Here is a 20,551-nt window from a genome sequence, read left to right as displayed (position 1 = left end):
CAGCCCGTGACAGACAATTTCGTCCCCCGGGAGTCAGGCACGCCTGCCCCGTCCAAAACGCAAGGAGAACAGGATGCAATATCGTGAGCTTACGCCCTTCCCTGACGGATTTTTATGGGGAGCGTCGACCTCGGCCTATCAGGTTGAAGGCGCTTCAGACCAGGACGGTAAAGGGCCGTCGGTCATTGATAAAGCCCGTTTTGATCCGCGCCTGACTGATTTTACCGTCACCAGCGATCACTACCATCGCTTCGCTGAGGATGTGGCACTGTTCGCTGAACTGGGCCTGAAAACCTACCGCCTGTCGATCTCCTGGAGCCGGCTGTTTCCGCAGGGAACCGGGGAAATTAATGCTAAAGGCGTTGAGTTCTATCAGCAGCTGATCACCGCCCTGACCGATAAGGGGATTGAGCCGCTGGTCACGCTGTATCACTTTGACCTGCCGTGGGCGCTTCAGGTGAAAGGCGGCTGGTCAGATCCGGCCACGATTACCGCCTTTGAACATTTTGCCCGTACCTGCTTCGCGCTGTTTGGCGACCGGGTGAAATACTGGCTGACCATCAATGAGCAGAACATGATGATCCTTAAAGGGGACGTCATCGGTACGCTACCGGAGGGAACGCCTGATCCGCATAAGACCCTGTATCAACAGAATCACCATATGATGCTGGCCCAGGCGCGGGCGATGATCGCCTGCCACGAGATGCTGCCGGCGGCAAAAATCGGCCCGGCCCCGAATATTTCCTGCGTTTATCCGGCCAGTGCCAAGCCGGAAGACATGCTGGCAGCCAATAACTTTACCTCGATTCGCAACTGGCTGTACCTCGACCTCGCCTGCTATGGCCGTTACAACACCATCGCCTGGCGCTTTATGCAGGAAAAAGGCTGGCTGCCCACCATCACCGAGGGCGATATGACGCTGCTGAAACAGGCGAAGCCGGACTTTATTGCCTTTAACTACTATGCCTCTGCCACCGTCGCCGCCGAACTGGGCAGCGAAGGGGAAGGAATGCAGAAAGTGGACCAGCAGATGGCGGGCATTGATAAAAGCGTGTACGTCGGCACCAATAACCCGCACCTGAAGAAAAACCAGTTTAACTGGTACGTTGACCCCGTTGGCTTCCGCATTACCGCACGTGAGATCTACGACCGTTACCACCTGCCGCTGATTGTCACCGAAAACGGCCTGGGGGCGTTCGACGAGCTGGCGGCGGGCAATAAGATCTATGATGACTATCGCATTGCTTACCTCAGCGATCATCTGGCGCAACTGCAGTTAGCCATCAGCGATGGCGTGGAGATCTTCGGTTACTGTCCGTGGTCGGCGATCGATCTGGTCAGCACCCATCAGGGGATCAGCAAGCGTTATGGTTTTATCTACGTCAACCGTGACGAACACGATCTGAAAGATCTGGCTCGTTACCGTAAGAAAAGCTTCAGCTGGTATCAGCGGGTGATCAACACCAACGGCGCCAACTTAGATAAAGCGATCGATTATTAATTCTCACCGTGCCCCTGCGGCGCGGTTTTTTTACAGACGTTGTTAATCTCACCAGAAAGGACAGATTATGTCAGAGCAGCAATTACCAAAAGATTTTTTATGGGGCGGCGCGGTCGCAGCACACCAGGTGGAAGGCGGCTGGGATCAGGGCGGTAAGGGTCCCTGTATTGTCGATGTCCTGTCCGGCGGTGCGCACGGCGTTGACCGGGTGATCACCGACGGTATTGATCCGGCGCACCACTACCCTAACCACCTGGCGGTGGATTTTTACCATCGTTATAAAGAAGACATCGCGCTGTTTGCCGAGATGGGCTTTAAGTGTTTCCGTACGTCGATCGCCTGGACACGCATTTTCCCTAAAGGTGACGAACAGGAGCCTAATGAAGAAGGGCTGAAGTTCTATGATGACCTGTTTGACGAACTGCTGAAGCACGGTATCGAGCCGGTGATCACCCTGTCCCACTTCGAGATGCCGGTGCATCTGGTGAAAGAGTACGGCGGCTGGCTGAACCGCAAAGTGGTGGACTTCTTTGTGCGCTACAGCGAAGTGGTGCTGAAACGCTATCAGCATAAAGTGAAATACTGGATGACCTTTAACGAGATCAACAATCAGCGTAACTGGCGCTACCCGCTGTTTGGCTACTGTAACTCCGGGGTGATTTTTAACGAGCATGAACAACCCGAGCAGGCGATGTATCAGGTGCTGCATCACCAGTTTGTGGCCAGTGCGCAGGTGGTGAAGCTGGGCCACCAGATTAATCCTGACCTGCAGATCGGCTGTATGCTGGCCATCGTCCCGCTCTACCCGTGGTCATGCCACCCGGACGATGTGATGTTTGCGCAGGAGTCGATGCGTGAGCGCTACCTGTTCGGTGACGTGCATCTGCGCGGCTACTACCCCTCCTACATCCTGAAAGAGTGGGAACGTAAAGGCTACCAGATTGAGATGCAGCCCGGGGATGAGCAGGACCTGCGCGACGGCTGTGCTGACTACCTGGGCTTCAGCTACTACATGAGTAATGCGGTGCAGTTCTCGGCCAAAGACAGCGACGACGGACGCCATATCGAAGGCTTCCCGGGCAGCCGTCCGAACCCGCATGTCAAAGCGTCCGACTGGGGCTGGCAGATTGACCCGGTAGGCCTGCGTTATACGCTGAATGCCTTCTGGGAACGCTATCAGAAGCCGATGTTTATCGTTGAAAACGGCTTTGGTGCCTACGACACCGTTGAAGCCGACGGCCAGATCAATGATGACTACCGCATCGCCTATTTGAAAGCCCATATCGAGCAGATGAAAATTGCGGTACTGGAAGATGGCGTGGATCTGATGGGGTACACCCCGTGGGGCTGCCTGGACTGCGTATCGTTCACCACCGGCCAGTACAACAAACGTTACGGCTTTATTCACGTGGATAAAAACGACGACGGCACCGGCACGATGGCCCGTTCGAAAAAGAAAAGCTTCAACTGGTATAAGCAGGTGATTACCAGCAACGGCGCAGATCTGTAACAGGGTTTAAAACCGGGGCGACCGAAAAAGAAGGTCCCCCCGGTAACGCCCCTGTCTCACCTGCTGACCGCTGCAGATCCCATCACAGTCCGGCCAGCAGCATCCCGTCAGGTTCAGCACGCAGTCAGGCGTACCGATGCGGTTCAGCGGCACCACCGCCAGCATCGCCTTTCAAAACCCGTAGCGGATCGCGTCCTTACTCTGCTGCATCAGTCCGTCGATTTTTTCCGAGTAGCGCTCCACGCCCTGACCGTCACCCGCCTGCGAACAGGCGCGGCGTTTGGCGTTGTAAGCTTTCATCAGTTGTGCCTGGGCAAAACCCGGTTTGCCGTAGCGCGACATACTCTCCTCCCAGCACTGAATGGCGCTGTCGCTGTCCTCCTGTGCCATAAATTGCTTACCCAGCTCATTCAACGCCTCGGCACAGGCTTTAGCCGGTAATGCCTGTTGTAAGATCTTATCAATCGCATCCATAAAGCCTCCTGAATCAGTTAGTGAAAGAAGTTAAGGATATGGCCGAACACCAGCCCGACCCCGATCACATCCGAGTCGCTGAAGGTGACATTCTGGAAACCGTACTGACCAAGCAGCGGCAGGAGGAGGGCGGGCAGCAGCGTAATAAACAACCCGTGGAACACACCGCCTATAATGGCTCCGCGTCGCCCGCCGACTGCGTTAGCAAAGATCCCGGCGGTGCCACCAGCAAAGAAGTTCGTCAGCATCCCCGGCAGGATCATCGCCAGCCCCACCCACGGGAACAGAAACATCCCGATCACCGCTCCGGCCGTGGTGGAAATAAAGCCGATAATCACCGCATTCGGTGCATAGGGAAACAGCACCGGGCAGTCGAGGGCCGGAACCGCATCCGGAACAATGCGCAGCGCAATACCGCGAAACGCCGGAACAATTTCAGCCAGCAGCAGGCGCACCCCTGCCAGCAGCACATACACCCCTACTACAAACTGGATCGCCTGCAGGAAGCTGTAGACCAGATAATTGACGCCGTTAGATGACGCCGCCACCACTTCCGGGCCAGCGGCAATCGCCGGAATCAGATAGATCGGGATCATCACCACCATCATCGAAAGATAGGTATCCTGCAGGAATGACAGCGCCTGCGGCAGCTCCACATCTTCGGTACTCTTGCTGACATCTCCGGTGACTTTCGCCACCCCGGCCTGCACCATATAGCCAATCGTACAGAAGTGGCCAAGGGCAATATCATCCCCACCGGTGATCTTACGCACGATCGGCTGGGCAATTGCCGGCATCAGCACCGCCATCACGCCAGCGATCCCCCCGCCGAGCAGGATCAGTTCCACGCCGCGCAGCCCGCCCATATAGCCGATCACCGAGCACACCGTCGCCATCCACAGGGAGGCCTGCCCGGTCAGAAAGATGTACTTATACCGCGTCAGCCGGGCGATAAGGATGTTAACCACAAAGGCGACCACCATAATCAATGCCGTTTCGCGCCCCAGCGTCTGCTGCGCGATACCGGCAATAGAGCCAACATCGGTGACAACACCCCGCATATTAAAGCCTTTCTGGAAGATATCGCCCAGGAAGGTCAGGGTGGCAACAATAATACTGGCACCGGAGAGCAGGACTAAAAAACCCAGTAACGTTTTTAATGTGCCGGTAATGACCTGACCCGGGCTTTTTTTCAGGGCGATCAGACCGATCATGGCTATCAATGAAATAAGAATTGACGCCTGCCCCAGCACATCATGGACAATAAAAGTAAGGAAAGACATAATACTCCCCTGTTTTTGGGCACAGATACCCTTTCTGTTAATACGACATTACATCGCGCTAACAATAAAGGGATGTAGGTTTAGATTAAAAAGGAAATTAAATAAGATAGCCTTTCTCTTTCAGGATTGGTTCTAGTTTTAATTTTATTTCATTTTTATCTACCAGGCGCTTAAGGTAAATAATAGTAGAATTGATTGTGTAATGCTGAAACTGTGAACGGAAGTTTTCTCCGGTCATGATAATATCCGCACGGGAGGAGGTTGCACTGGAAATATCACAGTGTGATAATTCAGCATCCACACCCAGATCTTTCAGGGCCGCTTCAATACTCATTTCGCAGGCAAAACTGCTGCCAAGCCCGGCACCGCATACGGCCAGAATAGATAATTTTTTCATCAGGCATACCTTATTAAGTGTCTGTAAGTCCGCGACCACTGACTGCGGGTATGATGACGGGCATCCCTGCCCTGTTGCGGTTTAAAACTGTTGAAGAATCTTCATTACCGCGGGTTTATCCCGTGCCTGCCTTAACTGTTCAACCACATTGTCCTCACAAAAAAGCTGAGACAGGCTGGCGATCATTTCAATATGTGAGTGGCTGTCGACAGCGGCCAGGGCAAATATGACATACACTGGGTCATTATCTTCACTGCCAAAACTCACGCCTTCGGAAACAATTAACAGCGAGAGTGCCGTATGATTCACCCCTTCTTCTGGTCGGGCATGAGGCATGGCAATACCCTCACCCAGCACATAATAGGGGCCAATCTGTTCATGCATATCATAAATAGCATTAAGGTATCGGGGCTGTACGGCACCATTATCGATCATCGGTTGCAGTGCAATCTCCACCGCCTTTCGCCAGTTATCAGTATGCGTTAACAGTGTCAGATTACTGTGGTTAATCCAGTCGGTTAACATACCTCGTCGCCTTTTAATTACCCCAAACATTAATTCACTATACTTTTTGCAGAAAGATAAAAATGTGATCGGGTTGACTTATTTAATAATAAATAACTTATTATCAGTTAATTATATTAACAGCCATAGTTATCCGCTGGCGAATTAAACCAGTGGTTACACTCTCTATTAAATAGGCCGCCAACATTCAGGATTAATCCTGGTTATTGTTAGCCCTGTGAATGTAGAAACTCAACCTGATCGATATTCTTCTGCAGCCAGTGAACCAATTGGGTGAAGTCAGTCTCGCACCGCTGATCGGCTACCCACACCGGCCCCAGTTGCATCGGCTCGGCGCAATCGGCCAGCTGTTGCAGTTCTGCCACATACTCCGCTCCCGGGTGGCCCGGTAACCGTGAGCCCAGCCGGCTGCTGTAGCGCTGTGCCGCCATCTCACCGGGGATCTGACACCAGACTTCCGCGACACGTTCGATCCCTACCGCCTGAATAAAAGCGGCCAGATCCGCTTTGGGCTGGAAGCCAAACCACGCATCGACGATAAAGGTATGGCCCGCCGGGGCGGCGGCAATAATCGACCAGATGACCTGATAAGCCGCAATGCCCAGCTTACGGTTCATCGGGCGATCGATCCCGTCGATCTGACGCATAAACGGCTCTTTGATCTGATCCAGCGTCAGCAGCGGCCAGCCGGTTTCCGTCGCCAGGCGGGTGGCAATATGGCTTTTTCCCGACGCGGGTACGCCGTTCACCATCACCAGGCCTTTACCCCCGGGCTGTGGAACGGAATGCGGCAAAACGAACGACTCAGGCATGGCGGGCTTTTTCCTCTGTGGCACCGGGGTGAAAATACTGACCGATAACGGCCTGGATTTCGCGTAGTCGCGGGATCGCCAGGGTTTCCAGTTTTTCGCGGGTGACGCGGCGATCCAGCGAGATGCAGTCTTTCCATAATGCCCGCCCGGCAATCACGCCGGAAGCCCCGTTGCTCATCGCATCCGCCACCTGCTTCAGGAAGGTGCTGTGATCCACACCCGCAGAGAGTACGGCCCACGGCACATCACCGGCAAGCGCCGTGATATCGGCACAGGCTTTAGCCGACCCCGGATACGGGATCTTCAGCACTTTGGCTCCCAGTGCCAGCGACAGTTTTGTTCCCTCATAAATCAGTGATGGCACCCGGCTTTTATAGGCTTCATCTGTTTCATCAGGGAGTGGATAAGTCAGAAACTCCACCACCAGCAGCAGGTCTTCACGGGCAAAGTCTTCAATGCAGTGACGCAGGATATCGAGGTTATGTTGATTGGCATCCGGGCGATCGGCACGTAAATAGACCATAATTTTACCCCCGTTACCGCCCAGTTCGCGCACGCGGCGGGCGCTGATGCCCTCAACAAGACGCGAATGCCGGTAGCCCTCCGGCGTGGTGTCAAAGCCGGAGGCATCCAGACCGATCAGCAGGGCGGTATCACGGGCAATGATGCCGTCATCCACCAGGTCCGGCACCGCGCAGACGGCATCCACCAGCACGCAGGAGGCCTGACTGGCAAGATAGCGGGTTATGTCCGCTTTGATACCGCCGAGCTGCTGCTCGGAGATGGATTTTTGCTGTTCAGGATCGGCGCTTAACAGGGTACGCATTGCACCGCGCTGGTCGCAGGCAATCACCAGCATCGCGCCATTGCTGCCGCAAATTTGCTGATAACCGCGCAGTTCAGAAGTGGACATGTGTGACATGAGATGTGCTCCGTTGTAGTGATACCAGGTAAAAAGCCGTCACCGACGACCCGAAAGTTACCTTTAGCCTGAGTGCACGACGCCGGGCTGATGCGGGTGAATCTCCAGTCCTGTCAGGGGTTTCAGCCACCTGTGCACGTTGCAATTTTTCTGGTGTTGCGCAATAATTCTCCAACCGATGAAATGAGTGTAATACATTGCAGAAAGGAATTACAACCCTGAAAGAGCCTCTTTTACAAGATCCCGCCACCACGCGGGCGATGATGCATATGGTGGCGAAGCTGCACTATCAGTCCGATATGTCGCAGGTCGATATCGCGAAAAAGCTGGGGGTATCCACCGCCACTATTTCGCGTCTGCTGACTAAAGCCCGTGCTGCGGGCATTGTGCGCATAGAGGTGATTGAGCTGACGTCGCCTGAGGAGATCACGGCGGATCTGATTGCCCGGCTGGGGTTAAAAACGGCTGCGGTGGTAGAGTCGCCGCCCGCCAGCGTTCTTAGCGCACTGACTGCGCCGCTGGCTTCGCTGTTGCAGCAGGCCGATCTGGTCAGCGGCTCGGTGGTGGGCATCGGCTGGGGACGTGCGGTGCGTGAAGTCACGTTATCCGGACTGCCGCGTCTGCCGGGCGTCCTGACCGTGGCGCTGAACGGCGGCATGCAGCAGGCGGCTGCGCATTTTCAGATTAATGAATTTGTGCGCCAGGCCGCAGAACAGATGGAGGGGACGCCCCACTTTCTCCATGCGCCCTATATTTCGTCGCCGGTGCTGCGTGATGCCTTTCTCTGCGACCCGGGCGTGCAGCAAATTACCTCTCTGTGGGACAAGCTGGATGTGGCGATTGTCGGCGTCGGCCTGACACATCATGCCCCCCACGCCAGCGAAGTTTCCACCGCCACGCCGGGTGAGCAGGCCCTCAGCCATGCGGCAGGTGATGTGTTGCGCCATTACGTCACGGAACAGGGAGAAGTCCTGCACTGGGAAGGGGAACAGCGGATGATCGCCGCCTCACCTGACCAGCTGCGCCAGACGCCTCTTTGCATTGGTGTGGCAGCCACGCCGGAAAAAGCCGCCGGCATTATCGGGGCCGTCCGCTCGGGGATGATTAATGCTCTGGTTACCGATATTAAAACCGCTCAGGCCATTCTCGACCGTCTGGTCAGCGATCCTCAATAAATGTGCAGGCTGTCTTTGTCTGACTGACAAAGACAGCTAATTGACGAAAAATGAATACGTTATCAGAAAGAACCTAAAGCTGATTAATTCTCATTACGTCTTTATATCCCGCCTTGATATAAATAAGAACAGTTATCATAACTATTTAAAAACCAGAACAATTCAGATTCATCATGGAATGATTATCACTTACCAATCAGACCTTTAGCGATGTATAAATAAATTAGCCAATGCTATATAAAACGGTTTTTATTTTATCAGTCTGGGTGCATAATGCGCAGAAATCACCTCTTTTACTCGTTATGATTTACGTTCCAGATACATTTACCGTGTCTCTGCAACGCGAATTATTGCGAGTAGAAATCTCGCTAAAAATATAATGTTAAGGAGTCACCATGCTGACGAATGAAATGACCGCTCAGTTGAACGATCAGCTGAATCTGGAATTCTACTCTGCCAACCTGTACCTGCAGATGAGCGCATGGTGCAATGACAAAGGGTTTGAAGGGGCTGCCGCGTTTATGCGTGAGCATTCCACAGAAGAGATGCAGCACATGCAGCGTCTGTTCAACTACCTGAGTGATACCGGTGCTATGCCGGTGCTGGGGACTATCGACGCGCCGCCGGTCACCTTTAACTCCCTGCACGAAGTGCTGGAGCAGGCCTATCAGCACGAGCAGTTGATCACCAAAAAAATCAATGAGCTGGCACATGCCGCCATGACCACCCAGGATTACTCCACCTTTAACTTCCTGCAGTGGTATGTGTCTGAGCAGCATGAAGAAGAGAAACTGTTCAAATCTGTGCTGGACAAACTGGCGCTGGTGGGTAACAGCGGTCAGGCACTGTTCTTCGTGGATAAAGACCTGCAGAAACTGAGTGAGCCAGGTACGCACCAGGCTTAATCGCTGCGGTTCCGCTGCTGGGGCGACCTGTCTTCCGGTCGCCCCGTGCTGATAAATTTACGTTCTGTGTTGCCGCCCTTTTACTCCCCTCCCCGCACGTCCTTCACCTGCTCCGGCGTCACCTCACTGGCCTGATTTCCCCAGCTGTTGCGCACAAAGTTGCTTATTGCCGCGACCTGTTGATCCGTCAGCCGCCAGCCAAAGTCCGGCATTCTCGTTCCGGTCAGCGCCTGTCGGGTGACCGGTGCCCTGCCGCCGTGCAAAATCATCGAAATCAGTGATGACGGATCGTTTCCCTGTAGCGCTGCGTTGCCCGCCAGCGCAGGGAAGGTACGGGCATAACCCCGCCCGTCGCTGCGGTGGCATGCCGCACAGTTATCGCTATACAGCGCCGCGCCCGGGGAATTCAGATCGGCATAATCTTCACTGGCCAGCTCGGTAGAGTACGTGCCGGCGGGCAGACTCTTCAGAAACACGGCGATGGCATTGAGATCGGCCAGCGTCAGATACTGCGTACTTTTTTCGACCACATCCGTCATCGGGCCAAACGCCATGGTGCGGTCGTTCTGCCCGGTTTTCAGAAACGTCACAATATCCTGCTGCGACCAGCCTCCCAGTCCACGAACATTGTTGCCCCTCAGGTCGGGTGCCTGCCAGCCGTTTAGCGTCCCTCCGGTGAGATACGCGCTGTCGTGGTGATCCTGCCCTTTTTCCTGCAGGGCGAAACCGCGCGGCGTATGACAGCTGCCGCAGTGTCCCGGCCCCAGCACCAGCCATGCCCCGCGATTCCACTGACCGCTGTGCAGCGGATCGTTAAGATAGCGCGTGTCATCGTGAAACAGCAGGTTCCACACCCCGAGCGGCCAGCGGATGTTCAGCGGCCAGGGAATATCGCTCTTGCGGTTCTCCTGCCGCACGGCAGGAACCTCGTGGGTGAAATAGTCGTACAGCGCGTGCATCTGCGGGTCATCAAACTTGCTGAACGCCGTATAAGGCATCGCCGGATACAGGTTCCGCCCGTCACGGGCCTTTCCTTCGCGCAGGGCACGGGCGAAATCCTCGTAGCTGTAGTCGCCAATCCCCGTCCGGGCATCCGGAGTGATATTGGTTGAATAGAGCGCCCCGATGGGCGTCTGCATTTTCAGCCCGCCGGCAAAAGGCTGGCCTTTTTCAGCGGTATGGCAGGCCGCGCAGTCCGAGGCCAGCGCCAGGTAATGCCCCGTACTGAGACTGTCAGGGGCAGCGGCACGGCTTCCGCTGGCGGCCACCAGCAGCACACACAAACCATAGTGTCGGATATTCATCACTGACTCCCTGTCAGGCCTGTACCAGCGGTCCGGGCTGGGCGAGATAATCGGTGCGGATGGCATGCGCCGCCCACAGCGCCGTGGCACAGACAATCCCGGTGGGGTTGTAGGCCAGATTTTGCGGAAAGACCGACGCCCCGAGGACAAACAGGTTGTGCACATCCCAGCTCTGTAAATACTTATTCACCACGCTGGTTTTCGGGTTATCCCCCATTACCGTCCCGCCCGTCGTATGGGTGGACTGATAGGGCCGCACGTCGTAGCGATCGCCCGGTTTCATAAAGCCCGACTCCACGTGCGGCGCGCCCATCTCCCGGGCGATCTGCTCCGCCTTACCCTGCATAAACTGCGTCATCTTCAGCTCATTGGGCTGCCAGTCAAACGTCATACGCAGCAGCGGCTGGCCGTGGACGTCGCGGTATGTCGGGTCAAGGTCAAGATAACACTGCCGGTAAGGCATAACCGACCCGGACGATCCGATGCTCATGGTGTGCAAATAGTGCTGGCGGATGCTCTTTTTCCAGCCCGATCCCCACTGCGGTGAGGCCTCAGGCAGCGTCATTTGCTGGATCGGCCGCCCGCCGCTGGTGGCTGCGCCAAGGGTGGCCCCACCAATAAAACCCAGCCCGGTGTGATCAAAATTTTCAGCATTAAAATCATCAATAAACGTGCCCGTCACCCCGGTGGCGGCAAACGGATTAAAGTGATGCTTTTCCCCAAAGAACAGGTTGAGGCTGCCGTTCATCTGGTAGGCGTAGTTACGACCAACGACCCCTTCTCCACTCTGCGCATGGTAGGGTTTGCCGATGCCCGACAGCAGCATCAGCCGGACATTATGCAACTGGAAAGCGCTGAGGATCACCAGCTCCGCAGGCTGCTCATGCTCCTGTCCCTGCGGATCCACCCAGATCACCCCGGTGGCCCTTTTGCCGCTGGGGTCGGTGTTGATGCGTATCACCTGTGACTGGGTACGCAGGGAAAAGTTAGGAAACTGACGCAGTGAAGGCAGCACCGTTGACTGCGGTGACGCTTTTGAACCGTTAAAACAGCCAAAGCGCTCGCAAAATCCGCAGTAGTTACATACGCCAAGCTGCACGCCATAGGGATTCTTCCAGGGCCCGGTACAGTTCGCCGCCGGAATGGGAAACGGGCTGTATCCCAGATTTTCTGCCGCCCGCGCAAAGAGCTGTCCGCCGTACTGCTGTTTCAGCGGCTTTGTCGGATAAGGAGCGCGGCGCGGGGCTTCAAACGGGTTGCCTCCGGCCATATGCAGACCGTCAATATTGCCGGCCATCCCTGCCGCGCCACAGATTTTCTCGAACTTTTCAAAGAAAGGCTCCAGCTCGTCATAGCTGACGGGATAATCCTGCAGCGTCATATCCGCAGGGATAACGCCGGCGCCGTAGCGTTCCGTCACGGTACTGCGCAGTTTCAGGTCGGCCTCCAGCGGTCGCCACAGCATACCGTTCCAGTGTACGCCCGCACCGCCCACGCCGTTACCGGGCAGGAATGAGCCAAAGCGCCGGTAGGGCATGGCGCGGTCGGCAGCGGTATGGCGTACCGTTACCGTTTCACGTGCGGCGTTCTGGAACAGCTTCAGGCGAATGCCGTACGTCAGCTCGTCGGTAATACGCGGATAGGCAAAATCAGGCCAGGTATCACGATTTTCTCCCCGCTCCAGCGCCAGGATATTCAGCCCGGTTTCTGCCAGTTCACGCGCCATCAGCGCGCCGGTCCAGCCGAAACCGATAATCAGTACGTCAACCGAAGGGTGTTTTAAGCGGCTCATTGTCATGCTCCCCTGCGGCCGGAAATGCTCACCGGAGGCAGCGGATAGCGCTGGCCGGGATGGTCCATTTGGTCCTGGTAATCGGCACGCGCTCCGGGGAAGCCAATCAGCGTCCAGCTGGCCAGCGTCTGATTGCCGCCGTGCTGCGGGTCGGCAAAATACCCCTCTTTGGTATTTTCCAGCAGTTGGGTAAAGAATAAGGCACCGGGTACCTGTTCATCATTGATGCGTCCCGCTTCCAGCCCGGTGAGCACCTCATCCTGCTGTGCTGCCGTCAGGTCAGCGAATTCCGCATGATACTGCTGCTGACAGTAGCGATCGACCGCAGCAATCCCGCGACGGTAGGTTTCACGCGGCACCAGCGATGACTGATAGCCCAGCTCCGGGATCGCCTCTGCAAACGGCGGCTGCATATACCAGAGCTGGCCGTAGCCGTAAGGCTGCTCCATCTGCCGGTCAATAAACACCGGGACGCCTTCACTGACGGCCCCGGGGCCGAGGTCGTCTTCGGGGATCAGACGGGCGCAGGCCGCAACAATAAAGCGCCATTCGCCCGGGTTAAACCACAGGGGAACCGCTTCAGCAGAGACGCCGCGGGCAGGGGTAGCCGACGCGAATGCAGCGGACGGCGCGATGCCGCGAGTGGCCACCGCAGCCAGCGGGATCAGCGCCACAGATTGCTGTAGAAAACGTCGCCTTCCACGGGCGACCTCATCATGATTTGCCATTGTATTCTTCCAGTGAACAGTCAGAGCCACCCCGGACTGGGGCCAGTGCATCAGCAGAAAACCATGCGTTTTGCGGGGGATAACATAGGCGACTGCTCAGAAAAAAGAAAAATGACGGAGGGGGAAAACTGTTAAGGGATATGAGAAAAAAGAAGGAATCTTCCTGGATAACCGATTCAGCCGGTTCAATTCTATCGGAATTATCAAAGGGTGCGGATCGCACCCTTTCATCAACGACTACGGCGCCGCTTTTAACGTCACCCAGTAACCTGGCTGGTAGGTCACCGGCAGGAAACGCTGATGGAATTCACGGAAGGTCGCGTCCGGGTCGATATCGCTAAACAGATCGGGATGCAGCCATTTGGCGATCATCTGAATGGCGACAAACTGGTACGGGCTGTCGTAGAACTGATGCCAGATGGCATGAGCATTGCCGTTGGTCGCCACCGGCAGGGTGCGGAACGCCGGGCGCGCCATCAGCGCAGTTAAACGCTGCGTTGCCAGGGTAAGATCGGCCCCCGGACCGACGCCCACCCAGCCGCCAGCGGTATTGTAGTTTTTCCAGTTAGCCCCGGTGACGATCACCACGTCCGGGCGCGAAGCGATAATCTGCTCCGGGTTCAGCGTGCCGAATGTGCCTGGGATCAGCCCTTTGGCAATATTGGTCCCACCGGCCACTTCGACCATCCGGCCGAAATTCTCGTCACCGAATGACATACAGCACTCTTCGGTATACCCCCCGGCGCGATCAAGCATCACCTTCGGACGCGGGCCCTGATAGTTTTTCAGTCGCTCAGTCACAATATCAATCTGCTGCTGGCGGAAAGCGATGATCTCTTCCGCACGCGCGGGTTTGCCCACCAGCTGTCCCATAATGCGGATACTTTTCACCGCATTCTCAAACGGCTTTTCACGGAAGTCGATAAACACCACGGGAATACCCAGTTTGGCGAGCTTTTCCGTGAGCTTAGACTCATCGGTGGCTGCTTTTGACTCCAGGTTCATCAGCACCAGATCGGGCTTCAGGGTCAGGGCCTGCTCAACGTTAAACGTGCCATCTTTGGCACCGCCGAAGGTCGGCAGAGCGGTGATTGACGGGTATTTTTTGGCGTAAATCTGATAGCTGTCGAAATCGGCTTTCGGCAGATCGTCGCGCCAGCCCACCACACGCTGGAACGGCGCGTCGGTGTCAAAAGCGGCCAGCAGATAGATCTGCCGCCCTTCCCCGAGGATCACCCGCTTCACCTCAGATTTGATTTCCACTTTACGGCCGCTGACGTCTTCCACCACAAACGGTGCCGCCATCAGGCTGGAGGAGATCATTAAGCTCCCCATCAGAATCACTGCTTTACCCCAGAACGTCATCGCACTCTCCACAAAGGAAATAATTATTATTCTCAATCTCAGAATTGCGCAGGAATGCTACGACGGCAGGGAGGTCATTACAAGATGTGTCAGAAAATTTTGCCTGAGCCGCACTGATGGGCTCAGACATTCCTCTCAGAAGGAGAACCGGTAGAACTTTGTATCTACGGCCATTAACGGGAAGCGTGCAGGCAGGTCGCCGGGCGGAATATCGACAAAGCCATTTTTTTCATAAAAACGGTGGGCCGCCAGAAATTTTGCTGTCGTCCCCAGAAAGATCTCCATCACACCGCGATCGCGGGCGTGCATCATCAGCGTATTGAGCAGCGCAGAAGCCACCCCCCACTCCCGGCCACGGTATGGGGCAGCCACAAACATTTTGCGCAGGGCCGTTTGCTGCTGGCCGATATCCTTCAGACCGATACATCCGACGACCCGGTCATCAATCTGCGCCAGCCAGAAATCCCCGTTCCCCTGCTGATAAAATTTTTCAATCTCACTCAGATCTGGCTGCTGCTCTGCGGTGATCGCAATGCCGAACTCTTGATTCTGGATCGGCAGGATTAGCTGTACCACACCCGGCTGATACGTTGCCCGGTAACGCTGAATAGTCACAAGCTCGGTAGGCATCATCTCTGGCTCCGCTGGGATTAACATACGGTGTTACTGGTGGGTTCAATCTATCGCTTTTATTCCCGCTTTGGCGAATGAATAATCATCAGCTTAAAGATGAAATTCTCGCTGGCTCTTTTCCTATCCGCTCACTGCCGCCGCTTAGAAATCATAGTAAATCGACAGCCAGGTCTGGTCCGGATCATGATCAGAGGTGGCCGTGAAGGTGTGTTCCAGATAAACAGAGAAACCGTAGGCCAGCTGCGTTACAACGCCCAGATACTCATGGTTAGCATGATAATCGCCACTGCCGCGCAGCCGCAGGGTATCGGCAGCCGCATAAGGCTGGATCGATGCCAGCCAGGGTTTGTTGATGGGAAAGGTATACCCGGCAAACGCTTCCAGCCCGTAGCCACTGCCGGCAAAATAGTGTTCCGTACGCTGCTGTTTTTTTGCCGGAACAAAGTTATGGGTCCAGGTCGCAGTACTGACTAAATACCAGTTTCCCGGTTGCCAGGTAGCGGCAACACCTGAAAACTGCTGGCGATAACTTCGCTGTGCACCACCGCTGTTTTTCACCACGGCATTCGTCTGGTTCCAGCTGGCGCTGAGCACCAGCGCTTTGGCCGCCTGATAATCCAGGCCCAGCCCGGAGCCGTGTTTACGCCGGTAGTACTGATCATCATCCAGCACAATATCATCCTGCGGCAGCAACCAGTCAGCATACAGGGTATAGGCACCCAGGGTCGTGGTGTACTTCATGCTGTTACGCGGACGATCACCGCCATCGACATTTTTACTGATGCCACTGCCGTTAGGCCCGGCGAAAGCATCGTTATCCCAGACATCGCTTTTCACGCCGATGGTATCGTAGTAAACACCGTACTGATGGCCAAAGGTCAGCGTACCGAAACGGTCGTCCTGGATGCCGCCATACATTTTACGCTGGCTTGACCAGTCAGCCTGATGATCATAATGGTGCTTCAATCCTAATGCGTGGGCGGTATCCAGACCCAGCGAATAGAAGCCAATGATGGATGTTCCCGGCCTGAGCAGGTAATCAGCGCTGAAGCGAAAACGTGAACCGCCATCGTGTCCACCATGGTTATCCGGGCCCCGGTTCCAGATAAACTCGGGCCGGACGCTACCGCTCATTTTCAGGCTGAGCGGAGCGAGAACAGGATCCTGAAAGGTATTCTTTTTCAGCAGATTCACGTCTGCCTGAGCGGCGGGCGAAAGCAGGGCCAGTACACTAAAGCGGATAAATATTCCGCTAAACGATGAGTGAGATAACATCAGTCTGCTCCTTAGAGCTTGTCTGTCAGACCCACTGAATACCCTGTTCTGTTCACCTCGCTTTTTTCACCTTGTGCGCTTTTGGCACGGTATTCGTGCTTTTTAACCTCCCCTGGCGGAATTTTTACCGCAGTAAATACGAAACAAACGTGCCAGTTCTGCCCCCATTGGTGTCAGCGTGGTGTCCTTACGTTGAATTAAATAAAACGTGGCATGGGGCAACGGTTCCTTAATGTTCAGCGCCACCAGCTGATTGCCCAGGATCGGGTCACCGATGACATCGCTGGAGAGAATGCTGACAAAATCACTCTGCGCAATCAGGCTGGTGCAGGCCATAAACGTTTCACAGGTGACGCTGATTGCCGGGGCCATGCCCATATCATGTAACAGGTCATGCAACAGACGATAGTAGCTGCCGCGCGGTGTTGGCATGGTCCAGTCACAGTGCTGCAGTTCCGCCAGCGAAGTGACGTGTTCGCAGGGATGCCCCTTACGCACGACCACCTGATATTCACGCTCCATCAGCCGTTCATAACTCAGCTCGCTGTCGAGATGGCCGGGGTAGGAGGTATTGATCGTAAAGTCCAGTTCGCCCTGGCGCAGTTCAGGGATCATCGACACCAGCTGCCCCTCGACAATACGGATCTTCACGTTCGGAAACTGGCGTCGGAACTGGGTGATCACCGGGGGCATCAGGGTGCGTGCAATGCTGCCCCCGACGCCAATATTGACCGTGCCGCCCGCCAGCCCTAACCGCTGCTGAATATCCTCCTGCGCGACGCGCAGCTCTTCTATGATCAGGCTCGCATGTTGGAAAAAGTTATCACCGATTTCGGTCAGAGCCACCCCCTGACTGCGGCGAACGAACAGCCTTGCGCCAAGGACGTCTTCCAGCTCCTGAATCGATTTAGTCAGCGCGGGCTGAGACAACCCTGCGGCACGGCTGGCGGCGCGAATACTGCCGTGGCGGGCGACGTCGACAAAAGCACGTAGCTGGTGCAGTTTGATGGATGCGGGCATCGGATCTCCTGTTGGTGATAACCAGCGATTATCAGTCACAAGATATTGTCATCTTCTGCCGGGGGATTCCATTGTGTAGAACAGAAAGAAATCACCCGGAAATAACGATGCTTAACCAGAAGGATGACCCCATGCACCAGGCTATTGCTGAGTTTGTGAAAGAGATTGCCCCCCGTCTGCAGGAACAGCGCCGCGATCTGCATAAGTACGCTGAATCGGGCTGGCTGGAGTTCCGCACCGCTACGCTGGTGGCTGCTGAACTGCATCGCTTAGGCTATCAGCTCACGTTAGGTAAAGACGTGGTGAAGGCCGGGGCGCGAATGGGGTTACCCACGCCCGAGGTGCTGGCATTTCACGAGCAGCGGGCGCTGGAACAGGGTGCGCTGCCGGCATGGCTTCCGCACTTCTCCGGCGGATTCTGTGCCATTGTTGCCACGCTGGCAACCGGACGCCCCGGCCCGGTGATGGCGTTCCGCGTCGATATGGATGCGCTGGACGTCATTGAAAACCAGACCCGGGAGCACCGCCCTTATGCTGAAGGCTTTGCTTCTGCGAACCCGGGCATGATGCACGCCTGCGGCCACGACGGCCACACCACCATTGGTCTGGGGCTGGCTCAGGTGCTGAAGCAGTTTGAAACGGAGCTGATCGGCACCATCAAGCTGATCTTCCAGCCCGCCGAGGAAGGCACGCGCGGGGCGAAGTCGATGGTGGAAGCGGGCGTGGTCGATGACGTCGATTTCTTTACCGCTATTCACATTGGCACCGGCGTACCGGCCGGGGAACTGGTGTGCGGAAGCGATAACTTTATGGCGACCACCAAGCTCGATGTCAGTTTCCGTGGCAACGCTGCCCATGCAGGGGCACGTCCGGAAGAAGGCAGCAACGCCCTGCTGGCGGCCGCGCAGGCGACGCTGGCGCTGCATACGCTGACCCAGCACAGCGGCGGCAGCGCACGCGTCAACGTCGGCGTATTGCAGGCAGGCACCGGGCGCAACGTGGTCGCGGATCGTGCCACGATGAAGGTGGAAACGCGCGGAGCGACGAATGAAATTAATGACTTTATCTATCAGCGCGCGCTGCAAACCCTTGCCGGTGCTGCCGCGATGTACGGCGTTGAGCATCAGGTCACGCTGATGGGCGCAGCACGCAGCAGCCAGCCGACCGCCCCCTGGGTGCGTTACATCCGCCATCAGGCGCAGCACATCCCGGAACTGACCTCGCTGGTCGACACGCGCGGTATGGCGGCCGGTTCGGAAGATGCCACTTACATGATGGAACGGGTGAAACAGCACGGTGGCCAGGCCTCTTACATCATTTTCGGCACCGACCTGAGCGCCGGGCATCACAACGAAAAATTCGACTTCAATGAGCAGGTGATGGCCGTGGCGGTGAAAACCCTCGCCCTGATTGCTCTGCATATTGCTGAATTCCAGCCGGAGGCGTGATGAACACGGAAATAAATGACTTTGTTGCGGACTACATCGACCGGCATCAGGCGCGGTTCAGTGCGTTAAGCGACGCCATCTGGGATCGGCCTGAAACGCGCTTTACCGAAACCTTCGCCGCCGGGTTGCTCTCCACTGCGCTGGAGCAGGAAGGGTTCCACATTGAACGGGCAGCGGGAGGTATCGATACCGCCTTTATCGCCAGCTACGGCAGTGGCCAGCCGGTGATCGCCCTGCTGGGCGAGTATGACGCCCTGGCGGGACTGAGCCAGCAGGCGGAGTGCAGCACGCGCGCCCCGCTGGTGGCAGACGGCAACGGACATGGCTGCGGCCACAATCTGCTGGGTACCGCCGCGCTGGCCGCCGCCTGTGCGGTCAAAGCGTGGCTGCAACTGAACGGCACCCCGGGCACGATTCGCTTTTACGGCTGCCCCGGCGAAGAGGGCGGCTCCGGGAAAACCTTTATGGTCCGCGAAGGACTGTTTGACGACGTCGATGCCGCACTGACCTGGCACCCGGAGGGCTTCAGCGGCATGTTTAATACCGCCACACTGGCCAATATTCAGGCGGCATTTCATTTCAGCGGCGTGGCGTCCCACGCGGCCAACGCGCCCCACCTCGGGCGCAGCGCGTTGGATGCAGTGACCCTGATGAATACCGGCGCGAACTTCCTGCGCGAGCACATTATTCCCGACGCCCGGCTGCACTATGCAGTGACCAACAGCGGGGGCAGTTCCCCCAATGTGGTGCAGGCAGAGGCGGAGGTGCTCTATCTGGTGCGCGCCCCGCAGCTCGATCAACTCCAGGATATTTACCAGCGGGTGACCGATATCGCCCGGGGGGCCGCCCTGATGACCGGGACGGAGATGAGCGTACGCTTTGAGAAAGCCTGCTCCAACTATCAGCCCAACCGCGCGCTGGAAAAGCTGATGTATGCCCGTCTCTGCCACTTTGGCCCGCCTGATTACAGCGCGGAAGAACGCCAGTTTGCCGCCGGGATCCGCCAGACGCTGAGCGCCGACGATCTGCGCAATGCCCGGCTGAACGCCGCGCGAACCGGGGGATCGGCGGGCGGCGAGTGGGCCGCCGCGCTGGGCGATCGCGTGCTGATGGACAGTGTGGCACCTTACTGCGCCAGTGAAGAGGTGCTGTACGGCTCGACTGACGTCGGTGATGTCAGTTGGGTGGCCCCGACCGCACAGTGCTTCACGCCCTGCTTTGCCTTCGGCACGCCGTTGCACAGCTGGCAACTGGTGGCCCAGGGCCGCACCTCCGTCGCACACAAAGGCATGTGTCTTGCAGGCAAGACCCTGGCCGCAACCGCGCTGGCGTTGTTCAGCGAGACCAGCCTGCTGGCAGAGGCCAGGCAGGAGTTCCGCCGCCAGCGTGCGGAGCAGCCCTATCGCTGCCCGATCCCGGCAGGAGTCATACCCACGCCGCTGGCGTAGCGATACCCGACAGAACCGGAGGCCTGGCTCGATC

At 56.5% G+C, this 20,551-nt stretch carries 19 protein-coding genes; 6 read left to right on the top strand and 13 right to left on the bottom strand.

All coding sequences use genetic code 11. The annotated features are described in order from the left end of the window. Positions 1-73 precede the first annotated feature (73 nt). Entirely contained in the window at positions 74-1,501 is a 1,428-nt protein-coding gene (locus EPE01S_RS13555; RefSeq protein ID WP_062745977.1) for a glycoside hydrolase family 1 protein, read from the top strand. Between the two features lie 67 nt (positions 1,502-1,568). Continuing rightward, the gene (locus tag EPE01S_RS13550; protein WP_062745975.1) at positions 1,569-3,011 is read left to right on the top strand and encodes a 6-phospho-beta-glucosidase; all 1,443 of its coding nucleotides are present in this window, start codon (positions 1,569-1,571) and stop codon (positions 3,009-3,011) included. 171 nt (positions 3,012-3,182) lie between these two features. Here EPE01S_RS13550 and EPE01S_RS13545 read toward each other — a convergent pair whose 3' ends face one another. The 6 genes from EPE01S_RS13545 to EPE01S_RS13520 all read right to left on the bottom strand — a co-directional run bounded on the left by EPE01S_RS13545 (position 3,183) and on the right by EPE01S_RS13520 (position 7,424). Further along, positions 3,183-3,485, bottom strand: coding sequence for a hypothetical protein (locus EPE01S_RS13545; protein ID WP_062745971.1), 303 nt, complete (start codon positions 3,483-3,485; stop codon positions 3,183-3,185). Positions 3,486-3,502: 17 nt separating this feature from the next. Beyond that, positions 3,503-4,768 carry a PTS sugar transporter subunit IIC gene (locus EPE01S_RS13540; protein ID WP_062745969.1) on the bottom strand — a complete coding sequence of 422 codons (1,266 nt, stop codon included), beginning with the start codon at positions 4,766-4,768 and terminating at the stop codon, positions 3,503-3,505. A 97-nt stretch (positions 4,769-4,865) separates the two neighbouring features. Further along, a complete protein-coding gene (locus EPE01S_RS13535) occupies positions 4,866-5,165 on the bottom strand; it encodes a PTS sugar transporter subunit IIB (protein ID WP_062745966.1) in 300 nt (99 codons plus the stop codon). 81 nt (positions 5,166-5,246) lie between these two features. Continuing rightward, positions 5,247-5,690, bottom strand: a complete 444-nt coding sequence (locus EPE01S_RS13530; protein WP_062745963.1) for a PTS sugar transporter subunit IIA — start codon at positions 5,688-5,690, stop codon at positions 5,247-5,249. Between the two features lie 209 nt (positions 5,691-5,899). Further along, a complete protein-coding gene (locus EPE01S_RS13525; RefSeq protein ID WP_062745961.1) occupies positions 5,900-6,502 on the bottom strand; it encodes a P-loop nucleotide/nucleoside kinase family protein in 603 nt (200 codons plus the stop codon). Beyond that, a complete protein-coding gene (locus EPE01S_RS13520; protein ID WP_062745958.1) occupies positions 6,495-7,424 on the bottom strand; it encodes a tagatose-bisphosphate aldolase in 930 nt (309 codons plus the stop codon). Before EPE01S_RS13520 ends, EPE01S_RS13525 begins: the two co-directional genes overlap by 8 nt. Before the next feature lie 197 nt (positions 7,425-7,621). On the opposite strand from EPE01S_RS13520, the gene EPE01S_RS13515 reads away from it, so the two are divergent. Together EPE01S_RS13515 and ftnA are read left to right on the top strand one after the other, a co-directional pair. Further along, positions 7,622-8,599, top strand: a complete 978-nt coding sequence (locus tag EPE01S_RS13515) for a sugar-binding transcriptional regulator (RefSeq protein WP_240043811.1) — start codon at positions 7,622-7,624, stop codon at positions 8,597-8,599. A gap of 395 nt (positions 8,600-8,994) precedes the next feature. Next, a complete protein-coding gene (gene ftnA, locus EPE01S_RS13510; RefSeq protein WP_062745956.1) occupies positions 8,995-9,504 on the top strand; it encodes a non-heme ferritin in 510 nt (169 codons plus the stop codon). Positions 9,505-9,584: 80 nt separating this feature from the next. On the opposite strand, the gene EPE01S_RS13505 is transcribed toward ftnA, so the two are convergent. The 7 genes from EPE01S_RS13505 to EPE01S_RS13475 form a co-directional block, all read right to left on the bottom strand. Beyond that, the gene (locus EPE01S_RS13505; RefSeq protein WP_062745954.1) at positions 9,585-10,808 is read right to left on the bottom strand and encodes a c-type cytochrome; all 1,224 of its coding nucleotides are present in this window, start codon (positions 10,806-10,808) and stop codon (positions 9,585-9,587) included. A 13-nt stretch (positions 10,809-10,821) separates the two neighbouring features. Beyond that, positions 10,822-12,600, bottom strand: coding sequence for a GMC family oxidoreductase (locus EPE01S_RS13500; RefSeq protein ID WP_062745952.1), 1,779 nt, complete (start codon positions 12,598-12,600; stop codon positions 10,822-10,824). Between the two features lie 2 nt (positions 12,601-12,602). Continuing rightward, positions 12,603-13,328 carry a gluconate 2-dehydrogenase subunit 3 family protein gene (locus EPE01S_RS13495; RefSeq protein ID WP_062745950.1) on the bottom strand — a complete coding sequence of 242 codons (726 nt, stop codon included), beginning with the start codon at positions 13,326-13,328 and terminating at the stop codon, positions 12,603-12,605. A 237-nt stretch (positions 13,329-13,565) separates the two neighbouring features. Further along, positions 13,566-14,693 carry an ABC transporter substrate-binding protein gene (locus EPE01S_RS13490; protein ID WP_062745948.1) on the bottom strand — a complete coding sequence of 376 codons (1,128 nt, stop codon included), beginning with the start codon at positions 14,691-14,693 and terminating at the stop codon, positions 13,566-13,568. Between the two features lie 135 nt (positions 14,694-14,828). Then, complete coding sequence (locus EPE01S_RS13485) at positions 14,829-15,326, bottom strand: GNAT family N-acetyltransferase (protein WP_084344204.1); 498 nt, start codon at positions 15,324-15,326, stop codon at positions 14,829-14,831. Between the two features lie 141 nt (positions 15,327-15,467). Further along, on the bottom strand, positions 15,468-16,601 hold the full coding sequence (locus tag EPE01S_RS13480) for a porin (protein WP_062745947.1): 1,134 nt from the start codon (positions 16,599-16,601) through the stop codon (positions 15,468-15,470). 102 nt (positions 16,602-16,703) lie between these two features. Beyond that, entirely contained in the window at positions 16,704-17,621 is a 918-nt protein-coding gene (locus tag EPE01S_RS13475; RefSeq protein ID WP_062745945.1) for a LysR family transcriptional regulator, read from the bottom strand. A gap of 131 nt (positions 17,622-17,752) precedes the next feature. Here EPE01S_RS13475 and EPE01S_RS13470 point away from each other — a divergent pair, with 131 nt between their 5' ends. Together EPE01S_RS13470 and EPE01S_RS13465 are read left to right on the top strand one after the other, a co-directional pair. Further along, positions 17,753-19,069, top strand: a complete 1,317-nt coding sequence (locus EPE01S_RS13470) for an amidohydrolase (protein ID WP_062746103.1) — start codon at positions 17,753-17,755, stop codon at positions 19,067-19,069. Continuing rightward, positions 19,069-20,517, top strand: a complete 1,449-nt coding sequence (locus tag EPE01S_RS13465) for a M20 family metallopeptidase (protein ID WP_062745942.1) — start codon at positions 19,069-19,071, stop codon at positions 20,515-20,517. Before EPE01S_RS13470 ends, EPE01S_RS13465 begins: the two co-directional genes overlap by 1 nt. The last annotated feature ends 34 nt before the right edge of the window (positions 20,518-20,551 follow it).

Origin of the sequence: Erwinia persicina NBRC 102418, assembly GCF_001571305.1 — a bacterium.
In the GTDB taxonomy this organism is placed as follows: domain Bacteria; phylum Pseudomonadota; class Gammaproteobacteria; order Enterobacterales; family Enterobacteriaceae; genus Erwinia; species Erwinia persicina.
This window is presented reverse-complemented; position numbering and strand designations above follow the sequence as displayed.